At 71.4% G+C, this 17396-nt stretch carries 20 protein-coding genes, 1 tRNA gene and 2 pseudogenes; 11 read left to right on the top strand and 12 right to left on the bottom strand.

Annotated features, from left to right (window positions below):
• Positions 1-43: 43 nt before the first annotated feature.
• The 4 genes and pseudogenes from ACFQUZ_RS01535 to ACFQUZ_RS01520 form a co-directional block, all read right to left on the bottom strand.
• Positions 44-1189 (bottom strand): hypothetical protein, encoded by a 1146-nt coding sequence (locus tag ACFQUZ_RS01535; protein WP_377436935.1) that lies wholly within the window; start codon positions 1187-1189, stop codon positions 44-46.
• Positions 1186-1704, bottom strand: a complete 519-nt coding sequence (locus ACFQUZ_RS01530; RefSeq protein ID WP_377436934.1) for a SigE family RNA polymerase sigma factor — start codon at positions 1702-1704, stop codon at positions 1186-1188. The genes ACFQUZ_RS01535 and ACFQUZ_RS01530 overlap by 4 nt, the downstream gene beginning before the upstream one ends.
• A gap of 93 nt (positions 1705-1797) precedes the next feature.
• A pseudogene (locus tag ACFQUZ_RS01525) lies at positions 1798-1929 on the bottom strand (DALR anticodon-binding domain-containing protein); the annotation flags it as partial.
• A gap of 55 nt (positions 1930-1984) precedes the next feature.
• Entirely contained in the window at positions 1985-2752 is a 768-nt protein-coding gene (locus ACFQUZ_RS01520) for a CPBP family intramembrane glutamic endopeptidase (RefSeq protein WP_377436933.1), read from the bottom strand.
• A 26-nt stretch (positions 2753-2778) separates the two neighbouring features.
• On the opposite strand from ACFQUZ_RS01520, the gene ACFQUZ_RS01515 reads away from it, so the two are divergent.
• The gene (locus ACFQUZ_RS01515) at positions 2779-3495 is read left to right on the top strand and encodes a TetR/AcrR family transcriptional regulator (protein ID WP_377436932.1); all 717 of its coding nucleotides are present in this window, start codon (positions 2779-2781) and stop codon (positions 3493-3495) included.
• On the opposite strand, the gene ACFQUZ_RS01510 is transcribed toward ACFQUZ_RS01515, so the two are convergent.
• A complete protein-coding gene (locus tag ACFQUZ_RS01510; protein WP_377437513.1) occupies positions 3455-3673 on the bottom strand; it encodes a hypothetical protein in 219 nt (72 codons plus the stop codon). The genes ACFQUZ_RS01515 and ACFQUZ_RS01510 overlap by 41 nt on opposite strands.
• Before the next feature lie 65 nt (positions 3674-3738).
• Positions 3739-4023: pseudogene (locus tag ACFQUZ_RS01505) on the bottom strand (Uma2 family endonuclease); the annotation flags it as partial.
• Positions 4024-4116: 93 nt separating this feature from the next.
• Between ACFQUZ_RS01505 and ACFQUZ_RS01500 the strand changes: the two are divergent.
• The 6 genes from ACFQUZ_RS01500 to ACFQUZ_RS01475 are packed head-to-tail and all read left to right on the top strand — an operon-like array spanning position 4117 to position 10818.
• Entirely contained in the window at positions 4117-4761 is a 645-nt protein-coding gene (locus ACFQUZ_RS01500; RefSeq protein ID WP_377436931.1) for a NuoI/complex I 23 kDa subunit family protein, read from the top strand.
• A complete protein-coding gene (locus ACFQUZ_RS01495) occupies positions 4758-5324 on the top strand; it encodes an NADH-quinone oxidoreductase subunit J (protein ID WP_377436930.1) in 567 nt (188 codons plus the stop codon). Before ACFQUZ_RS01500 ends, ACFQUZ_RS01495 begins: the two co-directional genes overlap by 4 nt.
• Positions 5321-5713: an NADH-quinone oxidoreductase subunit NuoK gene (gene nuoK / locus ACFQUZ_RS01490; protein ID WP_377436929.1), complete on the top strand. Its 393-nt coding sequence runs from the start codon at positions 5321-5323 to the stop codon at positions 5711-5713. The genes ACFQUZ_RS01495 and nuoK overlap by 4 nt, the downstream gene beginning before the upstream one ends.
• Positions 5710-7665, top strand: coding sequence for an NADH-quinone oxidoreductase subunit L (locus ACFQUZ_RS01485; protein ID WP_377436928.1), 1956 nt, complete (start codon positions 5710-5712; stop codon positions 7663-7665). The genes nuoK and ACFQUZ_RS01485 overlap by 4 nt, the downstream gene beginning before the upstream one ends.
• Positions 7666-7720: 55 nt before the next feature.
• A complete protein-coding gene (locus ACFQUZ_RS01480) occupies positions 7721-9310 on the top strand; it encodes a NuoM family protein (protein ID WP_377436927.1) in 1590 nt (529 codons plus the stop codon).
• On the top strand, positions 9307-10818 hold the full coding sequence (locus tag ACFQUZ_RS01475; protein ID WP_377436926.1) for an NADH-quinone oxidoreductase subunit N: 1512 nt from the start codon (positions 9307-9309) through the stop codon (positions 10816-10818). Before ACFQUZ_RS01480 ends, ACFQUZ_RS01475 begins: the two co-directional genes overlap by 4 nt.
• Here the strand turns inward: ACFQUZ_RS01475 and ACFQUZ_RS01470 are convergent.
• Positions 10763-11620 carry a phosphatase PAP2 family protein gene (locus ACFQUZ_RS01470; RefSeq protein WP_377436925.1) on the bottom strand — a complete coding sequence of 286 codons (858 nt, stop codon included), beginning with the start codon at positions 11618-11620 and terminating at the stop codon, positions 10763-10765. The two genes, ACFQUZ_RS01475 and ACFQUZ_RS01470, sit on opposite strands and share 56 nt — an antisense overlap.
• Before the next feature lie 346 nt (positions 11621-11966).
• Here ACFQUZ_RS01470 and htpX point away from each other — a divergent pair, with 346 nt between their 5' ends.
• A complete protein-coding gene (gene htpX, locus ACFQUZ_RS01465) occupies positions 11967-12845 on the top strand; it encodes a zinc metalloprotease HtpX (RefSeq protein ID WP_377436924.1) in 879 nt (292 codons plus the stop codon).
• A 99-nt stretch (positions 12846-12944) separates the two neighbouring features.
• On the opposite strand, the gene ACFQUZ_RS01460 is transcribed toward htpX, so the two are convergent.
• Genes ACFQUZ_RS01460 through ACFQUZ_RS01445 form a run of 4 tightly spaced genes read right to left on the bottom strand, consistent with a single transcriptional unit; the run spans position 12945 to position 15160 of the window.
• A complete protein-coding gene (locus ACFQUZ_RS01460) occupies positions 12945-13649 on the bottom strand; it encodes a hypothetical protein (protein WP_377436922.1) in 705 nt (234 codons plus the stop codon).
• A gap of 33 nt (positions 13650-13682) precedes the next feature.
• Positions 13683-13943: a hypothetical protein gene (locus tag ACFQUZ_RS01455; RefSeq protein WP_377436921.1), complete on the bottom strand. Its 261-nt coding sequence runs from the start codon at positions 13941-13943 to the stop codon at positions 13683-13685.
• A 39-nt stretch (positions 13944-13982) separates the two neighbouring features.
• On the bottom strand, positions 13983-14501 hold the full coding sequence (locus ACFQUZ_RS01450) for a pyridoxamine 5'-phosphate oxidase family protein (protein ID WP_377436920.1): 519 nt from the start codon (positions 14499-14501) through the stop codon (positions 13983-13985).
• Positions 14498-15160: a DUF899 domain-containing protein gene (locus ACFQUZ_RS01445; protein WP_377436918.1), complete on the bottom strand. Its 663-nt coding sequence runs from the start codon at positions 15158-15160 to the stop codon at positions 14498-14500. Before ACFQUZ_RS01445 ends, ACFQUZ_RS01450 begins: the two co-directional genes overlap by 4 nt.
• A gap of 92 nt (positions 15161-15252) precedes the next feature.
• Here ACFQUZ_RS01445 and ACFQUZ_RS01440 point away from each other — a divergent pair, with 92 nt between their 5' ends.
• The gene (locus ACFQUZ_RS01440) at positions 15253-15702 is read left to right on the top strand and encodes a winged helix-turn-helix transcriptional regulator (RefSeq protein WP_377436917.1); all 450 of its coding nucleotides are present in this window, start codon (positions 15253-15255) and stop codon (positions 15700-15702) included.
• A gap of 112 nt (positions 15703-15814) precedes the next feature.
• Here ACFQUZ_RS01440 and ACFQUZ_RS01435 read toward each other — a convergent pair whose 3' ends face one another.
• Positions 15815-16309, bottom strand: coding sequence for a YajQ family cyclic di-GMP-binding protein (locus ACFQUZ_RS01435; RefSeq protein WP_377436915.1), 495 nt, complete (start codon positions 16307-16309; stop codon positions 15815-15817).
• A 198-nt stretch (positions 16310-16507) separates the two neighbouring features.
• On the opposite strand from ACFQUZ_RS01435, the gene ACFQUZ_RS01430 reads away from it, so the two are divergent.
• Positions 16508-16591 (top strand) — tRNA-Tyr (locus ACFQUZ_RS01430).
• Between the two features lie 540 nt (positions 16592-17131).
• A complete protein-coding gene (locus tag ACFQUZ_RS01425; RefSeq protein WP_377436913.1) occupies positions 17132-17389 on the top strand; it encodes a hypothetical protein in 258 nt (85 codons plus the stop codon).
• Positions 17390-17396: the final 7 nt, after the last annotated feature.

Below are 17396 nucleotides of genomic sequence, written 5' to 3'. Positions count from 1 at the left end.
GCGACGGCGGGTCGGTGAGAGCACACCCGCCGTCGCCCCGGACTCAGAACGCCAGTTTCTCGGCGGCCGTCCCCAGTCCGGCCGACGACCCGACGTGCACCCGCTGCGCGGAGTCGGCGCCCTCCGCGAACTCCACTGTGCGGATGACCTTGCCGGTCAGGTCGACCACCTTGAGGCTGGGCCGTTTCTGGGCTGCCTGATCGCCGTAGTCCTTCACGATCAGATGCGCGCTGTCATACCACCCGAGCACACCGTTGCTTCGCGGCACGGAGAACTCGTGCTGGACAACGCCGTGGGTGGCGTCGACGATCTGGATCTTCTCGTCGGAGAACCGGTTGTCCAGCGCGATCCGGTCACCCTCGGGCGAGAAACCGTTGCTGTCGTGCAGTGCGCCACCGTCGACGCGGAGGGTATGGAACACCTTGCCGGACAGGTCATAGAAGCCGATGCCGGTCACCCGGCCCGGCTCGCTCTCGCTCACGTTGGCGGTGAGGGTCAGGGCGACCCCGGTCCCGTCGGGTGTCCAGACGAAGGTCAGCCCATTGGTGTTCTCGGTGACGACGTCGGGCACCTCGACCGGCTTGACGACGAGGGTGGTCGCGTCGACCAGCAGGAAGCCCGCCCCGTTGCCGTCCTTGGGCTGGTTAGTGACCAGGATCCGCCGGCCGTCGGGGGACCAGCTCGCGCCGGAGGTGTAGCCGGCGCTGCCCGGCATCCACCGGACCACGCCGGTGTCCCGGTCCAGCACCCCCCGCCGCGACGGGTGCGCCTGGCTGTTGTCCCCCTCGTGCACCAGCACCTGACTGCCGTCCGGAGACGGCACCACCTCGTTGTACGGGACCTTCTCGTACGTGCCGGTGGCCGGGTCGAGCAGCAGTGAGTAGTCGTCCGCCGGCCCCGGGTCCGCCGGGTTGCCCACCCCGCTGTATGCGGTCACGACGAACGGCCTGACGGCTGCCGCCTGGCCGGTGTCGCCCACCGGCAGGCTGTCCTGCGGGTCGAGCGCACTGACGGTGAGCGGAATCGTGGCCAGCGCCACGGCGACCGCCGCCACGCCTACCGACGCGCGGCGCGCGGTCCGTTGCCGGCCGGCCGTCCGGAGCGCGGCCTGGGCCAGGTCCGGTGGTGGCGGTGCGTCGGCGAGCTGGTCGAGCGCTTCGCGTACGGCGTGTTCAAGATGGGTCGTCACCGGTGAGCCTCCTGACTGACAAGGTGGTCCAGGTCCGGGCAGTGGGCGCGGAGCCGGTCGAGCGCGCGGGCGGCCTGGCTGCGTACCGTCGCGGGTTTGCAGTTCAATATCTCGGCGATCTCCCCGTCGGGCAGGCCCTCCAGGTATCGCAGCACCAGCACCGCCCGCTGCTTCGGGGCCAGCCGGTCTAGCGACGCCCGCAGCGCCAGGTTCAGGTCAACCCGGTCGGTGAGGTCGGTGCCGGCCCGGTCCGGCAGCCGATCGGTGACCACCTCCCGGCGCCGGATGGGCCGCCGCCACCAACTCACCTGCTCCCGGTACAACGCGCGACGCAGATAGGCCTCCGGGTGGCCGTGGCGGACGTTGCCCCAGTTCCGGTACGCCCTGGCCAGAACCGTTTGCAGCAGGTCCTCGGCCTGCTGCCGGTGCCCGGTGAGGGCCAGGGCGGTCCGGAAGAGCGCGTGCGACCGCGCCTCCACGAAGGCGGTGAAGTCCCGCCGGGTGTCAACGTCCATGTAGGTCCCCGCTCGTCATGCTCCTCATAACGCGGGGTCGGCGCCGTCTGCTGCGTCGTCCGACCCCGCGTTTTCCGGCTCGCGCCGGCCAGGTCACATCCGCTCGGGGGTGCGGATGCCGAGCAGTTGCAGTCCCTGCCGCAGTACCCGCGCGGTCACCTAGCACAGCACCAGCCGTCTCGCCAGGACCGGCGGGTCGGCCCGCAGCACCGGACACCGTTCGTACGCTGGTGCTCGCCGCGGCCAGCGGGCCGCGTTGGCAGGCGGGCCAGCCGCTGGGTCAGGCGGCCTGGGCGGCGAAGGCGAGCGCGACCAGGGTGCCGTTGCTCACCGCGTGAGCGACGATCGGGACCCAGAGGTTGCGGTGCCGGTGCAGCAGCCAGGCGAAGAGCAGCCCGGCCACGAACGCGCTGATGGTGTTGAACCCGCGGGGCAGGTGCATCACCGCGAACACGCTGGCGGAGAGCACGATCGCGGCGACGGCCGGCAGCCGGGCGGACAGGCCCTGGAAGAAGACGCCTCGGTAGAGGACCTCCTCGTACACCGGGGACGCGATGGAGCCGAAGAAGAAGGCGAAGGTGAACTGGGCCAGTAGGGCGCCGGCCGGGTAGCCGCCCTCGCCGCCGCCGTCGGCGGTCAGCGCCGTCGGCAGGAAGATCAGCAGGGCGAGGGTGATCGCCGACTTGCCAAGGCCCCACCCGGCCGCCGCGCCGAGCTGCCCGAGCCGTGGCCGGTGCAGCAGCAGCGGGCCTCGGATGGCGCCGAACCTGCGGTACGTCACGGCGAGGCCGACCAGCAACTGGACCCCGTTGATCAAAAGCCAGGCGGTGCTGGTGGCGACCATCTCGGAGGCACCGAGCGCCGCGGGCCCCCGGGCGAGCAGGTTCGCCACCGGCGCGTTGGCCAGGCCGAGGCCGACCGCGAGGACGATCACCAGATCCAGCCAGCCGAACCGGGCCATGGTCCGCGACGGTGTGGGGGCGGGGTCGATCAGGGCGCTCTGCTTACTCACCACGCTTATATAGGTCAGTCGACCGATATCGGCCATGTGACCTATAACCTAGGATGGGCGTCATGCCGAAGGTGGTGGACCACGAGGAGCGTCGGCGACGGCTCGGCGCGGCGGCCTGCGCCGTGCTGAACCGCGCGGGCTCGGCCGGAACGACAGTTCGAGCCGTCGCGGGCGAGGCGGGAATGCCGCTGGCCACGGCCCAGCACTACCTGCCTACCCGGGAGTTGATGGTCCGGGCCGCGATGGCGCATCTCGCCGACCGGGTCGTCAACCGGGCCCAGCGAATCCCGACCGGCTCGACAGCCCTCGACACCCTCTGGCTGGCCGTGCTGGAACTCGTACCCCTGGACCTCGATCGCCTGTTCGAGGCGCGGGTCTGGTTGGTGCTCACCGCCGAATCGCTTATCGACGAGGGGATCGCGACCGTACTGCGGGACAACGCCGTCGAGCTGCGGGGCAACCTCGAACGCCTGGCCGCCCTCGTCAAGCGGGACGGCGGCATCGCCGCCGACGCGGACGTGCCGGCCGTGGTGAGCGCGATCACCACTCTGATGGACGGGCTGACGATCCGGCTGCTGTCGGGAGCGCTCACCCCGGTCGAGGCCCGCGCCGAGGTCGACGCCCACTTCGCCGGCCTGTCCGCCGGGGCGCCGACCGTGCCCCTGGCCGGAAAGCCAGACGACCACGCCAACCGCCGCGCGGCCGGCGGCGGCCCTGGCGGTCGAGCGCCTCGGGCGGCTACAGGAAACGGGGAGTCAGCCGGGCGATCGGCAGGTTGACCGGGAACGGCTCGCCCGTGTTGATCTCCTTTGTCCACCGGCCCGTCTCGGTGTAGACCGCCGATGCCGGATCAATCTTGTACGTGTACACGGCCAGACCGCCGTCTTCGACCTCGATCCGCCAGTAGAACGGGATGCCCGCCTGCGCGTACAGTGCCGGTTTGGTGACCCGGTCCATTGCCTGGAACCGTGGGCGACGACTTCGACGGCGAGGATCACCACCTGCGGATCGAAGTGTGTCGACTCGTCGGTCACCGCTGCGGCGTCCACCACCAGCACGTCTGGAACGAAGTATCGCCACCGCGAGAGCAGGAGCCCGATGCGTGGCACGACCTCCAGGTTCGTGGGCGCGGCGTCGTAGAGGGCGGTGAAAAGCGCGGCCCCGATGTTCTGGTGGGCGGTGTTCGGGGACGGCGGCAGGAGGAGAGCCCCGTCCAGGATCTCCCGGTGCCGGTTGTCGTCGGGGAAGGATTCGAGTTCGTCAACGCTCCACCCGCCGTCGGGCGGGCAGATGTCGGCCAGTGTCATCACTGTCCTTCTGGCAGGTCGTTCTCCCCGCCCGTCACCGTACCGCCACGAAGACGCGAGGGGTGGTCGCGCGCGCCGGCCGGACAGGGCAGGATGGGCGGCATGGGCGTGCCGGGAGAGGGACTCGCGAAGGGGTTGGCGGTCACCCTCAAGACGATGACCCGCCGGTCCACCACCCAGCAGTATCCGGACGTGGCGCCGGAGCTTCCGCCCCGCTCCCGGGGCGTCATCGCGCTGCTGGAGGAGAACTGCACGGTCTGCATGCTCTGCGCCCGCGAGTGCCCGGACTGGTGCATCTACATCGACTCGCACAAGGAGGAGGTGGCGGTGCCCGGCGCCGCCCGTCCCCGGCAGCGCAACGTGCTGGACCGCTTCGACATCGACTTCTCCCTCTGCATGTACTGCGGCATCTGCATCGAGGTGTGCCCGTTCGACGCGCTCTACTGGTCGCCGGAGTTCGAGTACGCCGAGTACGACATCCGCGACCTGCTGCACGACAAGGACCACCTGGGCGAGTGGATGGCCACCGTGCCGCCCCCGCCGGCGCACGACCGCGCCGGCGAGCCGGCCAAGGAGGAGACCGCCGCCGCGCGCAAGGCCGCGGTCCCGGCCCGTCCCGCGGCCCGTCCGTCCCTTCCCGACGAGGTACGCCCGAAGGACGCCCCCGGCGCGCCGCCCGCCGCCGGTGCGCCTCCGGCCGCAGAGCCCGCAGACCCCGACCCGGGGTCCCCGGGATGACGGGCGCCGACGTGCTGCTGCTGGCGCTGGGCCTGGTGGCGGTCGGCTCCGGTGCCCTGGTGGTGGCCAGCCGGCACCTGGTCCGGGCCGGCCTCTATCTGGTGGTCTGCCTGAGCGCGGTGGCCGGCATGTATCTGGTGCTCTCCGCCGAACTTGTCGCCTGGGTGCAGGTGTTGATCTACGTTGGCGCCATCGTGGTGCTGCTGCTGTTCGCGGTGATGCTGACCCGGGCTCCGATCGGTGCCTCGACCGAGCTGGACCGGCCGGGCTGGGCGGCCGCCCTGGTCGGTGGCGGCACCGGGCTCGGTCTGACGCTGCTGCTGGTAAACGCCTACCGCTGGACGTCGGTGGAGCTGCCGGCCCCGGGCAACGCCGAGCGGATCGGTACCGAGATCTTCAGCTCCTGGGTGCTGCCGTTCGAGGTGCTCTCGGTGCTGCTGCTGTCCGCCCTGGTGGGCGCGATCGTGCTGTCCCGGCACGACATCGGCCGCCAGAACCCCGGCGCGGACAACGCCAGCGATGCCGACGGCGGCGGGCGCCGCGACGCGGAGGGTCGCCGGTGAGGCCCGTCATCCCGTACGTCACGGCCGCCCTGCTGTTCGGCCTCGGGGCGTACGGCGTGCTGCGCCGGCGCAACGCGGTGCTGGTGCTGATGGCCGTGGAGCTGATGCTCAACGCGGTCAACCTGATCCTGGTCACCGCCGACACCACGGTGCGGGCCACGCTGCCGTACGGCGGGCAGGTGTTCACCCTGTTCGTGATCGTGCTGGCGGCGGCCGAGGTGGGTGTCGGCCTGGCCATCGTGCTTCAGCTCTATCGGCTGCGGTCCAGCGTCGCGGTGGACGAGGTGCGCCTCGACGTTCCGCCGCAGCAGATCGTCCCGGGCGACGCCATCGCGGCCGGTGAGGGACCGGTCGGACCTGCTGACCCTGCCCCGGTGGTGCCCCGGTGACCGGACCCGTGCTCCTCGCCGCGCTGCTTCCGGCCGTACCCGCGGTGGCGGCGCTGGCTGGCCTGCTGTTGTCGCCGTCGCCGCGCGGCCTGCCCGACGGTTCGTTTGTCGCCCGGTCCCGGGCCGTGCCGATCGCTCTCGGTGTGGGCGCCGCTGCCGTCGCCCTGGTCCTGTCGGTGGCGCTGCTGGCCACGGCCGGCGACGGCGTGGAGGCCGGCGCCCGGTGGATCCAGTTCGGCGGCCTGGACGTGACCTTCGGGGTGCGGGTCGACCGGGCCGCCGCCCTGGTCGCGGTGGCCGTCTCGGCGGTGGCGCTGGCGGTGCAGGTCTATTCGGTGGCCTACCTGCGCCGCCCGCCCGGTGACGGCGACGTCGACCACCGGTACGCGCCCTACGCCGCGCAGGTGGGCCTGTTCATCGCGGCGATGCTGCTGGTGGTGGTGGCGAGCGACCTGGTCATGCTGCTTGTCGGTTGGGAGGTGATGGGGCTCTGCTCGTACCTGCTGATCGCTCATGACCGGCGGCTTCCGGAGGCACCCGCGGCTGCGGTGAAGGCGTTCCTGGTCACCCGGGTGGGTGACATCGGGTTCTGGCTGGGGATCGCGCTGCTCGGGTTGAGCGCGGGCAGCTTCCGGATCGCCGACGTACTGGCGTACGACCATGACGCCGGTCTGCTGACCGCCGCCTGCCTGCTGCTGCTGGCCGGGGTGGCCGGCAAGAGCGCGCAGTTCCCGCTGCATTCCTGGCTGCCCGACGCGATGGCCGGCCCGACGCCGGTCTCCGCGCTGATCCACGCGGCGACGATGGTGGCGGCCGGCATCTACGTGGTGACCCGGCTCTATCCGTTGTACGCGGCGACACCCGCCGCGCTGGCCGTGCTCGGCATCATGGCCGCGATCACCCTGCTGCTCGGCGCGTTCGCGGCCACCGCGCAGGACGATCTCAAGCGGGTGCTGGCCTGGTCGACCGTCTCCCAGATCGGCTACCTGGCCGGCGCGCTGGCCGTCGGGTCGCCCCCGGCGGCGCTGTTCCACCTGCTCAGCCACGCCGCCTTCAAGGCGCTGCTGTTCCTGGCCGCCGGCGCGGTGATCCACGCGGTGGGCAGCACGCTGCTGTCGGCGATGGGTGGCCTGCGCCGGACGATGCCCGTCACCTTCTGGTGCACCGCGTTGGGGCTCGGCGCGCTGGCCGGGGTGCCGCCGCTGGCCGGATTCTGGAGCAAGGACGGCATCCTGGTGGCCGCCGAGGAGGCGGCGTTCGGGCACGCCGGCCCGGCCCCGGCATGGGTGGGCTGGCTGGTGCTGCTGGCCGGCCTGGTCGGGGTGGCGGTCACCGCCTGGTACGCCACCCGGCTGCTGCTGGTGACGTTCCTGGGCCGTAGCCGCTCCCCGGCCGCGCGCCCGCACGACCCGCCGCCGACGATGCGCTGGCCGGTGCTGCTGCTGGCGGTGCCGACCACACTGCTCGGTCTGCTGGCCTTCTCGTCGACGTTCGCCGGCTGGTTGGAGCCGGCCCGGCCGGCCACTCTGGACAAGCCGTCCGACCTGCTGTTCCCGGAGCCGCTCGCGCATCTCACGCCGGACCTGGTCGTGCCGTTGCTGCTGGTCGCGGCGGGGGCCGGGGTGGCCTGGTGGCGGTGGCGTCGGGACCCGGCGGCCGATCCGGCCGTCACCCTGGGTCCGCTGCGGCCGGCCTTCGCCCGGGCGTTCTGGTTCGACGAGATTCAGCACGCCATCGTGGTACGCCCGGTGCGCGCTCTCGGCCGAAGGGTTCGCCAGCTCGACGAGTCGGTGGTGGACGGCGCGGTCGAGGGCACCGGCCGCGGAACAGTGGGGCTGGGTGGCGCGCTGGCCGCGCTGCACCGGGCCGCCTTGCCCCGGGCGGCGACCGCGGTGCTGGCCGGGGCGCTGCTGCTCGGCCTGGCCGCCGCGCTGATCGGAGGCGTGTCATGACCAACGGGCTGCGACCGACGCCCGACGCGGCCGGCACCGGCAACGGAGGCCGGGCATGACGGCGGGGCAGGTCTGGCTGGTCGGAGCCCTCGCCGTGCCGGCCGTCGGGGCCGCCGTGGTGGCCCTGACGCCGGCCCGCGCTGATCGGGCGGCCCGGCTGGTGGGCGCCGGCTTTGCCGCCGTGACCCTGCTGCTCCTCATCCTGCTCGGGGTGCACGACCGCGATCTCGGCTGGGTCTCCTACGGGTCGGCGACCGGCCCGCCGCCGGTGCTGCCCTGGCACCAGGTGGACCTGCCCTGGGTGCCCGGTCTGGATCTGCGGTTCCACCTCGGGGTCGACGGCATCTCGTACCCGCTCGTGGTGTTGACCGGGCTGCTCACCCTGCTCTGCTGCGCCTACACGGTGCGGCGGGCGCCGGCACACTCGTCGGGCCGGGCGCTGGTGGCGTTGCTGCTGGTCATCGAGGTCGGCATGCTCGGCACGTTCCTCGCCCTCGACCTGGTGTTGTTCTTCGTCTTCTTCGAGGTCGTGCTGCTGCCGATGTACGCGGTGATCGCCGGCTGGGGTGGCGACCGCGAGATGCCGCGCCAGTACGCGGGGGATGTCATGCCGCGCCCGAGCGACGCCGCACAGCGGGCGGCCGCCCGCAAGTTCGCCCTCTACACGCTGTTCGGCTCGGTGCTGCTGCTGGTCGGGGTGTTCGTGGTGGTCGCCGCGGCCGGCACCGGTGACATTGTCGCGCTGACCGGCGGCACCGGGCTGACCCGGACCACCCAACTTGTCGCGTTCACCCTGCTGGCCCTGGCCTTCGCGGTGAAGAGTCCACTCTGGCCGCTGCATTCCTGGCTGCCCGACGCGCACACCCAGGCGCCCACGGTGGGCAGTGTGATCCTCGCCGGGGTGCTGCTGAAGATGGGCACCTACGGGCTGATCCGGATCGGGGTGGGGGTGACCCCGGAGGGGGCCCGCTGGGCGGCGCCGGTGCTTGGCGTGCTCGCGGTGGCGGCGATCCTGATCGGGGCGCTGGTCTGCCTAGCTCAGGACGAGTTGAAGCGGCTCATCGCCTATTCCAGCGTCGGGCACATGGGGTTCGTGCTGCTCGGCATCGCCACCCTCACCGGCACCGGCATCCAGGCCGCCCTGATCGGCAACGTGGCCCACGGCGTCATCACCGGGCTGCTGTTCTTCCTGGTCGGCGGCTTGAAGGACCGCGCACACACCGGCGCGCTGGCCGACCTGGGGGGATTGCGGGAAACCGCGCCGCGACTGGCCGGGTTGTTGGCGTTCGCCGCGGTGGCGTCGCTGGGCCTGCCGGGGCTGGCCGGGTTCTGGGGGGAGGCGTTCGCGGTGGTCGCGGCGATCGACCGGGGCGGGGCGCTGTGGGTGACGCTCGGTGTGCTGGCGGCGATCGGCGGCGCGCTGACGGCCGCGTACTTCCTGCGGTTGCTGCGTCGGGTGACGCACGGGCCGGCGGCTCCGGCCGTGCGCGGGCTGGGGCCGCGGCTCGCCGGGGTGGAGTGGGTGGCGTGGGCACCGCTGGTGCTGCTGGCGCTCGCGGTGGGGCTGGTTCCGACGCTGGTGCTGGGATTCGCGGGTGATCCGGTGCGGGCTCTGCTGGAGGCGGCGGGCGGGGGGTCGCGATGACGCAGGCGGTGGACAGCGTCGCGTTGCTGCCGGCCTACCTGGCGGCCGGCACCGCGGTGCTGGTCCTCCTCGCGGATCTTGCGGTGGCCCGGTGGCGGGTGACCGTGCTGGCGGCCGCCGCCGGTGCGGTGGCGACCGGGGTGGCGGCGGTGCTGGTCGCCCCAGGGCGGCTGACGTTCTGCGCGGGCGACGGCTGCTCCTACCTGACGTCCGGTCGTTCGGCCCTGGTCGGGGTGTTGTTCGCGCTGCTCACCCTGGGTGTGCTCGGGCTTTCCGCGCCGCTGCTTCGGTCGGCGGCGGTGCCGGCGGGGGAGTACTGCTTCCTGCTGGCCTGCTCGATGACCGGGGGCGTGGTGCTGGGCGCCGCCGGTGACCTGATCACGTTGATCGTGGCGCTGGAGACGCTGACCCTGCCGCTGTACGTGCTGGTCGGCGCACGCCGCACCAGCCTGCCGGGAGCCACCGCCGCGGTGACGTTCTTCGTGGTCAGCGTGGTGGCGACGGCGGTCACCCTGCTCGGCGCCGCCCTGCTCTACGCCGGCACCGGTCACCTGCACCTGAGCCAGCTCGGCGCCGCGCTCGCCGGTGATCTGCCGGCCGGGCAGGCGCCGCTGGTTTCCACGGCCGCTGTGCTTGTGGTGCTCGGCCTGGCGTTCAAGGTGGCCGCGGTGCCGTTCCACGCGTGGGCGCCCACGACCTACGACGGCGCGCCGGTGCCGGTGGCCGCCTACCTGTCCACCGCGTCGAAGCTGGGCGGCGTGGTGGCGTTGCTTGCGGTCACCGCGACGGCGTGGCCGGCGGCGGACGGCACGGTGGACGGGATGCCGGCGTTGCCGGTGGAGTGGACCGGCCCGGTGCTCGCCACGATCGCGGTGTTGACCATGACGGTCGGCAACCTGGTGGCGCTGCGGCAGACCCGGATGATCCGGCTGCTCGCCTGGTCGTCGGTGGCCCAGGCGGGCTATATGATCGCGCCGCTCGGCGCGTTGTCGCTGGTCGGGGGCGACCATGCCGCGCTGGCGGCGGCCACCGTGGCGTACACCGTGTTCTTCGTGGTGTTGGAGTTCGCGGCCTTCGGCGCAGTGGTGGCGTTGCGGCCGGCCGGTGCCGACGGGGGCGAGGTGGCGGCCTACCGGGGGGCCGGCCGGCGCCGGCCGTTGGTCGCCGCCGCGCTCGTGCTGGCCCTGGTGGGGCTCGCCGGCCTGCCGCCCGGGCTCGCCGGCCTGTTCGCCAAGGTGACAGTGGTGCGGGCGTTGCTGCTCGGGGACGCCGGCTGGCTGGCAGTCGTGGTGGCGCTCAATGCCGTGGTCGGGCTGGCGTACTACGTCCGGGTGGCCGCCACCCTGTACGCGTCCCCGACGGCGGCCGGCTCGGTAGCCGACGACATTCCCGGCGCCTCGCCGCGGCGGGCGGCCTGGCCGGTGGCGGTGGCGCTTGCCGTCGCCACCGCGATCACGATCGTTCTCGGGTTCGCGCCGCAGCTCGTCCTCGACGTCGCCACCCGCTGACCGGTCGGGCGGTGCCGGGTGGTGCGTCGACCGCCGGCGTGCCGGCGCGCGTCCGACCGGCCGACGGCGTGTTCGCGCGCTTATGGCCGGCCGACGGCGTTTCCGTGTGCTTCTGGCCGGCTGCTGCCGGCCGGCCAAATCCGGCCAGGACCAGCAGGGCCGCCGTGCCGCCGCCGCCGAGAATCGCGCCGGCCAGCACGTCGTGCGGGTAGTGGACGCCGCCGGCCACTCGGAGCGCCGCCGCCGCGACGGCCAGCAGGAGGACCGGCCACAGCCGCCACCGGACCAGCACCAGCCCGACGGCCAGGGCCGCGGCCACGGTGGTGTGGTTGCTCGGGAAGGACCAGTCGCCGATCGCGGGACAGTCGGGGATCGGGCCGACGCCGGGCACCGCCCGGCACGGCCGTTCCTCGTCCACGACCAGCTTGACCGCCTCGCTGATCGCGTACGTCGCGGTGGTGCCGGCCAGGGTGAGCAGCAGCCCACGCGGCACGCCGGATTCGTGGCGCCGGACCCACCAGAGGAGCGCGACCGCCAGCAGGAGGACCACGATCACCGCCTCGGCGGCCAGTGCCACAATCGGATATGCCCACTCTGGCGTGCCGGCCACCAGCGACGCCACGCTCCGGTACATCTCGGCGGAAGGGCCGGTGCTGACCCTTACCGGATCCGGATCGCCCAGCCCGCCCGGCGCCAGCCCGGCGATCGCCGCTGCCGTGCCGGTCAACAGCGCGGCCGGCAGCAACAGCCGGCCCACCGGCCGTGCCCGCTCGACTGGCGGGGTGTCTCGTCGCGCATCCATCGGACCACCCTAGAGATCAGCGGTGTTCGCTTGGCATTGCCGATCGGACCGTGGCGGCACTGACCTTCGTTGGGTCTCGCCGGGTTGACCGTCCAGCGCCTCGGGTTGATTCACTCGATGTGGGAGATGTTGGGGGCTTGTGGGCGTTCGGACCCCGCTACATCACCGCCATCGAGTCGATCAAGGCGCCGGTCGGCAGCCAGCCGGGGCGGCGAGCAGGACGTGCCGGTCCGACCCCCGTACGCGCTGTTCAGGTAACTCTCAGCTATATCCGGATGATGGCGGGGTAGGCAGTTGTTGAACCGGGCAGCGGATCGTACGTGGTCCGCGCACCGAAGGAGTGATCGTGCACAGCCACCGAAACGGTCTGAAGACGGCCGCCCTGCTTGGCCTGCTCACCGCCTTGATCCTGGGCGTCGGTTACTGGTTCGGCGGGAGCACCGGCCTGGTCATCGCCGTCGTGATCTCCCTGTTGATGAACGGGATCAGCTACTTCTTCTCGGACAAGCTGGCGTTGCGGTCGATGCGCGCGCAACCGGTCAGTGAGGCCGAGTTCCCCGCGCTCTATCAGATGGTCCGGGAGCTGGCGGCGGAGGCGCGACAGCCGATGCCGCGGCTGTATGTGAGTCCGACGATGCAGCCGAACGCGTTCGCAACCGGTCGAAACCCGGCCAACGCGGCCGTCTGCGTCACCCAGGGGATCACGCAGATCCTCGACTACCGTGAGCTGCGCGGGGTGATCGGCCATGAGCTGTCCCACGTCTACAACCGGGACATCCTGATCTCCAGCGTCGCCGCCGGCCTGGCCGGCATCATCACCGCGCTGGCCCAGATCCTGTGGTTCATCCCGCTCGGCGGGAACGACGAGGACTCGCCGAACCCGGCCGTGCTGCTGGGCATGCTGATCCTGGGGCCGATCGCGGCCACCGTGATCCAGCTCGCGATCAGCCGGAACCGGGAGTACCAGGCGGACGCCTCGGGGGCGGCGCTGACCCGGGACCCGCTGGCGCTGGCCAGCGCCCTCCGTAAGATCCACATGGGTACCCAGCAGCTTCCGCTGCCGGCCGACCGGCAGCTCACCAACAGCGCGCACCTTATGATCGACAACCCGTTCAAGGGTGGTGGTGTCGCCAAGATGTTCTCCACCCACCCGCCGATGGAGGAGCGGGTGCGCCGGCTGGAGGAGATCGCCGGGAACTCCGGCCCCATCCAGTACCGCCGCTGACCGCCGACGGCTGGCCACCCGCATGCCGTGGACCGTCCAGCGAACGGCAGCCCCGCCGACAGCCCTGCCGGCGGGGCGCCACGCCTGTCGCGCTCGTCCTCAGGTCGCCGTCGGGGCCGGTGTGGCCGGCGCGCGGCCCAGCGCGGTCAGGATCTCCCGGGCCACCGTGTCCGGATCGTGCAGCATGTGCAGGTGTCGGCCGGGTAGCCGGCTGACCGGCCAGCCCCGGGCGGCGGCGTCCGCGGCCTCGTCCGCGTAGGCGTCGCCGAAGGCCACGTACCGCCCCGGGTCGGTGTCCCAGCCGGCCGGGATGTCGACCGGTGCGAGCAGATAGTCGTACGGCAGCCGGGGCTGGCCGGTCTCGACCCGTCGGCGGGTGTCCTCGTCGGGGAACAGGCCGTCCAGGTCCGGCGCGGACCACCAGCCGGTCCACGGGGGCAGCAGCCCGTCCGGGTCGACCGTCTCCCGGAGCATCTCGGCCAGGGCCGGCGGCGCCACCGGGAACTGGCCGCCGGTGGACGGCGGCAGGATCGCGTCGACGAAGACGTAACCGGTCACCCGGTGTTGGGTCGCGAGCTGGGGCACGTACAGGCCGGCATTGCTGTGCGGGACGAGGACGAGTTCACTGTCGCTCGGCAGCGCGGCTGCCAACCAGCCAAGCACCTCGAGCGGAGTGCTCGTCCCGATTGGTGGCGGCGACGGGAGGGCCGTCCGGACGCCATGCTCGCGCAGGCGGTCGGCCACCGGCTCCCAGACCGCGGGCCCGAGGAACACACTGGGCAGCAGGGCGACGACGGGATCCACGGGCCACCTCCGGATCAGTGAATCCTGATCATGTCACGCCTCGTCGGATCGTCCGCCAGCGCCACCCGAGGCCCACCAGAGCACATCCCGCCAGTCCTCTCGCGCGGCCTGACCGAGCGTGCGCACCCGCCGCCAGTCACCTTCGGCGAGATCGAGGATCGCGTGCAGGACCCTTTCGTAGGGCGGTGTCAGCGGCAACTCGCCACATTTCGGGAGCAGCTGACGGGCAGACCGGGCGAACTCGACAGGTGCCGCGTCGAGTCGCCGGTCAACCGACTCGGGAAAACCGTCCATCCACAGTGATGGTAGAAGCTGGACGGCTACTCGCAGCTCTCAGTTCCCGTCGAACCGCCAGCGGGTCGCGGTCAGACCGTCCCCGCCGTAGCCGAACGCCCGGGTCGGCGTGAGCCGATAGAAGCCGTACTCGGGGGAGCCCGGCAGGCTGTCGTCGTGGACGCGGCCGTCCCGGAGGGCGAACTCCCAGCCGTACTTGTCCTTGAACGCGCTCGCCACCTCCCCGAGCCCGGCCTCGTCGCCGACCCGGACGGCCTCGGCTTCCACCACCAGGTCGAGGTCTTCGCCGGCGATGGTGAGGACGCAGCTCGGATTGCGGGCGAGGTTGAGACCCTTGCGCGACCGCGGTCGGGAGGCCACGCAGGGCACGCCTTCGACAAGGACCAACATCACGGGCATCGCGTGCGGGCGCCCGTCCGGCCGTACCGTGGCAAGCCAGGCCTTCGGCGCCGTGGCCAGGCAGTCGACGGCCTGACGCCAGGGCTTCACGGTGGCCGCGTCGATGCTCATCGGAGTGGCGTCGGACGCGCGGAACAGCAACTCGGCGGTGGGTGTCATACCGGGTCCTTCCCGTATTCGTCGTGCAGCCGCCACCAGGTGTACGGCTCGGACCGCGGCCAGCCCTCCGGCGAGTCCTCCCAGGTTTCCTGGCGCCCGTACGGGGTGAGGTCGAGGAACGTCCAGTTGCTGCCGAGTCGCTCCACGCCACGGTTGGTGGTGGAGTACGTCCGGAACACCTCGTCGCCGTCGCGGAGGAAGACGTTGAGCGCGAAGCCGTCGCCGCCTCCCATGTCGACGTTGTAGGTGTTGCCCAGGGAGGAGTACCAGGGAATCGACCAGCCCATCCGCTGCCGGTACGCGAGAAGCTCGGCGAGCGGGCCCCGGGAGGCCAGCGCCAGCGTGACGTCGCGGGCGTTCAGGTGGGCGAGGTGGCCGATGTTGTCGGTGAACATCGAACATCCGGAGCAGTGCTCGGTGGGGCCGTGCCACATGAAGGTGTAGACGATCAGTTGGCGCCGGCCCTCGAACAGATCGACCAGCCGCACCGGGCCGTCCGCGCCCTCGAACAGGTATTCCTTGTCGACGCGGACCATCGGCAACCGGCGGCGGGCCGCCGCGAGCGCGTCCAGTTCGCGGGTGAGGTGTTTCTCGCGTACCAGCAGGGCCGCGCGCTGGGCCTGCCACTGTTCGGCCGGAACGATCGGCGGACGTCTCACGGACGCGGTCCTCTCGGTAGTGGGTTCCCTCAAGGAACTCGACCTTAGCAGGCTGAGTTCCTTGAGGGAACCTAGTGGCGTAGACTCGGCACATGCAGCGCACCCAGTTCGGGGCCATGGCCTGCTCGATCGCCCGTACCCTGGACGTCATCGGCGAACCCTGGTCGCCGCTGATCCTGCGGGACGTGTACGCCGGGACCGGCCGGTTCGACCAGTTGCAGCGGCAGCTCGGCATCTCCCGCAAGGTGCTCGCCGAACGACTGTCCGGGCTCGTGGAGAAAGGCATCCTGGAGCGCCGGGAATACTCCAGCCGGCCACCCCGGTACGAGTACGCGCTCACCGCCAAAGGGCTGGAACTGTGCGACATCCTGCTGGTGATGGCCCGTTGGGGCGACAGCTGGCTGGCCGGTGAGGCCGGGCCGCCGGTGCTGCACCGACACCACGCCTGCGGCGAGGTGAGCCACGTCGAGCTGACCTGCTCCGCCTGCGGCCAGTCGATGCGGGCAACCGACATCGACCTGCTCCCCGGCCCAGGCGCGTAGGGCGCCACGGTGGCCGAAATGCGCGATCCTGTTCAATCAACTGTCACCGGACCTTGTCCGTGACCAGGGCGGATGCGCCCGCTCCTGGTCACGGAACATAATCCAGCTCGGTTCAGCGGTAGTTGATGAACTGGAGAGCGACGCCGAAGTCCTCGCTCTTGAGCAGCGCGATGACCGTCTGGAGATCGTCCTTCTTCTTGCCGGTCACCCGCAGCTGGTCACCCTGGATCTGGGCCTGCACACCCTTCGGGCCCTCGTCCCGGATCTTCTTGCTGATCGCCTTGGCCTTGTCCGTCGCGATGCCCTGGAGAACCTTGCAGTCGATCCGGTACACCTTGCCGGACTGGCGCGGCTCGCCGCAGTCCAGGGACTTCAGCGAAAGGTTCCGCTTGACGACCTTCTCCTTGAAGACGTCCAGCGCCGCCTTGGCGCGCTCCTCGGTCTCCGCCTGGAGGGAGATCGCCTCCTCGCCGGCCCAGGAGATCTGCGCGCCCGTGCCGCGGAAGTCGAAGCGCGAACCCAGCTCCTTCTCGGCTTGGCGCAGGGCGTTGTCCATCTCCTGCCGGTCGACCTTGCTCACGATGTCGAACGACGGGTTCGCTGCCATGATCATGCTCCTGAGGTCTACGGTCTGGGCTGTCGCGGTGCCGGGTTGGGTCCTGGTCGTCCTTCTTCCGGCATCCCGACTTGGTTGTCCGGTCCGCCTCGTGGCGGCACATCCTGCCGACGGTACCCGGTTGCACCGCTACCGGGCGCAACCGCTATCCTTGCTTCCGCCGCCGCGCTAGTCGTGGTGGCACGCCCTGGCGGGTTGCCCGAGCGGCCAATGGGAGCGGACTGTAAATCCGTCGCGAAAGCTACGAAGGTTCGAATCCTTCACCCGCCACCAGGTGCGATTACGGCCCCTGACCAGCGCCTTCGCCGGTCGGGGGCCGTTGTCGTTGATCTAGCCGAGTCCGGCTGAATCCAGCCGTCTACGGCTGGTTGCGGGTAGATGGTGGGCGGGTCGATCTTCGCCTCCGTGGACGTTGGGCCCGCCCTGGTGTCTTTGGTCGCGCTGCCTGACCGTGTCCGTGCTCGTGTCTCATGGGCTTCTGCGGCGGCCGTAGGAGCAGCTCGGTGGCAAGCCAGTCCGGGGTGTGGACTGGCCGGCAGTCGGACTTCTACAACGCACCCGGGTACGCCGTAGAACGGGCACTCACCGATGCTCAGGTCGTGTCGCCGCTGGTTCGCCGACCGTACGACCTGCGGCACGCGGCGGCGTCGCTCTGGCTGAACGCTGGCGTACCGCCGACCGAGGTGGCCCGGCGCCTGGGCCACGGGGTCGCCGTGCTGCTCCGGGTCTACGCCAACTGCATCGACGGTGGAAACGACACGCTCCAACGACAAGATTGGCGACGCACTCGCTTGTCGGCTGATACTGGGAGACATGGATCATGACGAGGCTCGGGGATTGGCTACGGCGGAGTTCATCAGCCGGATGGGTGCCGGCAAGCCCCGAGGTGGGTTCCGAATCGAAGACTGGCAAGTCTCCGAGCCGTACGAAGATGAGGTGCGAGGGCTTAACGGCCCCCAGTGCTACCTCATCGTCGACTTTGTCCCGCAGGACGAGGCGGAGGCTCGGGGATACTTCAGGCTCAGCATGGCGGTTGATCCGGACACTGGCGCCGTCGACATGCTCCGATAGCAGGAAA

Source organism: Plantactinospora sp. GCM10030261 (genome assembly GCF_042666615.1).
In the GTDB taxonomy this organism is placed as follows: Bacteria; Actinomycetota; Actinomycetes; order Mycobacteriales; family Micromonosporaceae; genus KBS50.
The sequence above is the reverse complement of the archived record's forward strand: the minus strand, read 5'-3'. Positions and strand labels throughout refer to the sequence as shown.

Bases quoted from the DNA above. Each gene is read 5' to 3' on its own strand.
- ACFQUZ_RS01425 (WP_377436913.1), top strand. From the start codon at position 17,132: ATGGATCATGACGAGGCTCGGGGATTGGCTACGGCGGAGTTCATCAGC.
- ACFQUZ_RS01520 (WP_377436933.1), bottom strand. From the start codon at position 2,752: ATGGCCGATATCGGTCGACTGACCTATATAAGCGTGGTGAGTAAGCAG.
- ACFQUZ_RS01510 (WP_377437513.1), bottom strand. From the start codon at position 3,673: ATGGACCGGGTCACCAAACCGGCACTGTACGCGCAGGCGGGCATCCCG.
- ACFQUZ_RS01455 (WP_377436921.1), bottom strand. From the start codon at position 13,943: ATGGACGGTTTTCCCGAGTCGGTTGACCGGCGACTCGACGCGGCACCT.
- ACFQUZ_RS01450 (WP_377436920.1), bottom strand. From the start codon at position 14,501: ATGACACCCACCGCCGAGTTGCTGTTCCGCGCGTCCGACGCCACTCCG.
- ACFQUZ_RS01470 (WP_377436925.1), bottom strand. From the start codon at position 11,620: ATGGATGCGCGACGAGACACCCCGCCAGTCGAGCGGGCACGGCCGGTG.
- ACFQUZ_RS01530 (WP_377436934.1), bottom strand. From the start codon at position 1,704: ATGGACGTTGACACCCGGCGGGACTTCACCGCCTTCGTGGAGGCGCGG.
- ACFQUZ_RS01440 (WP_377436917.1), top strand. From the start codon at position 15,253: ATGCAGCGCACCCAGTTCGGGGCCATGGCCTGCTCGATCGCCCGTACC.
- ACFQUZ_RS01435 (WP_377436915.1), bottom strand. From the start codon at position 16,309: ATGGCAGCGAACCCGTCGTTCGACATCGTGAGCAAGGTCGACCGGCAG.
- ACFQUZ_RS01500 (WP_377436931.1), top strand. From the start codon at position 4,117: ATGGGCGGCATGGGCGTGCCGGGAGAGGGACTCGCGAAGGGGTTGGCG.
- ACFQUZ_RS01480 (WP_377436927.1), top strand. From the start codon at position 7,721: ATGACGGCGGGGCAGGTCTGGCTGGTCGGAGCCCTCGCCGTGCCGGCC.
- ACFQUZ_RS01495 (WP_377436930.1), top strand. From the start codon at position 4,758: ATGACGGGCGCCGACGTGCTGCTGCTGGCGCTGGGCCTGGTGGCGGTC.
- ACFQUZ_RS01475 (WP_377436926.1), top strand. From the start codon at position 9,307: ATGACGCAGGCGGTGGACAGCGTCGCGTTGCTGCCGGCCTACCTGGCG.
- ACFQUZ_RS01515 (WP_377436932.1), top strand. From the start codon at position 2,779: ATGCCGAAGGTGGTGGACCACGAGGAGCGTCGGCGACGGCTCGGCGCG.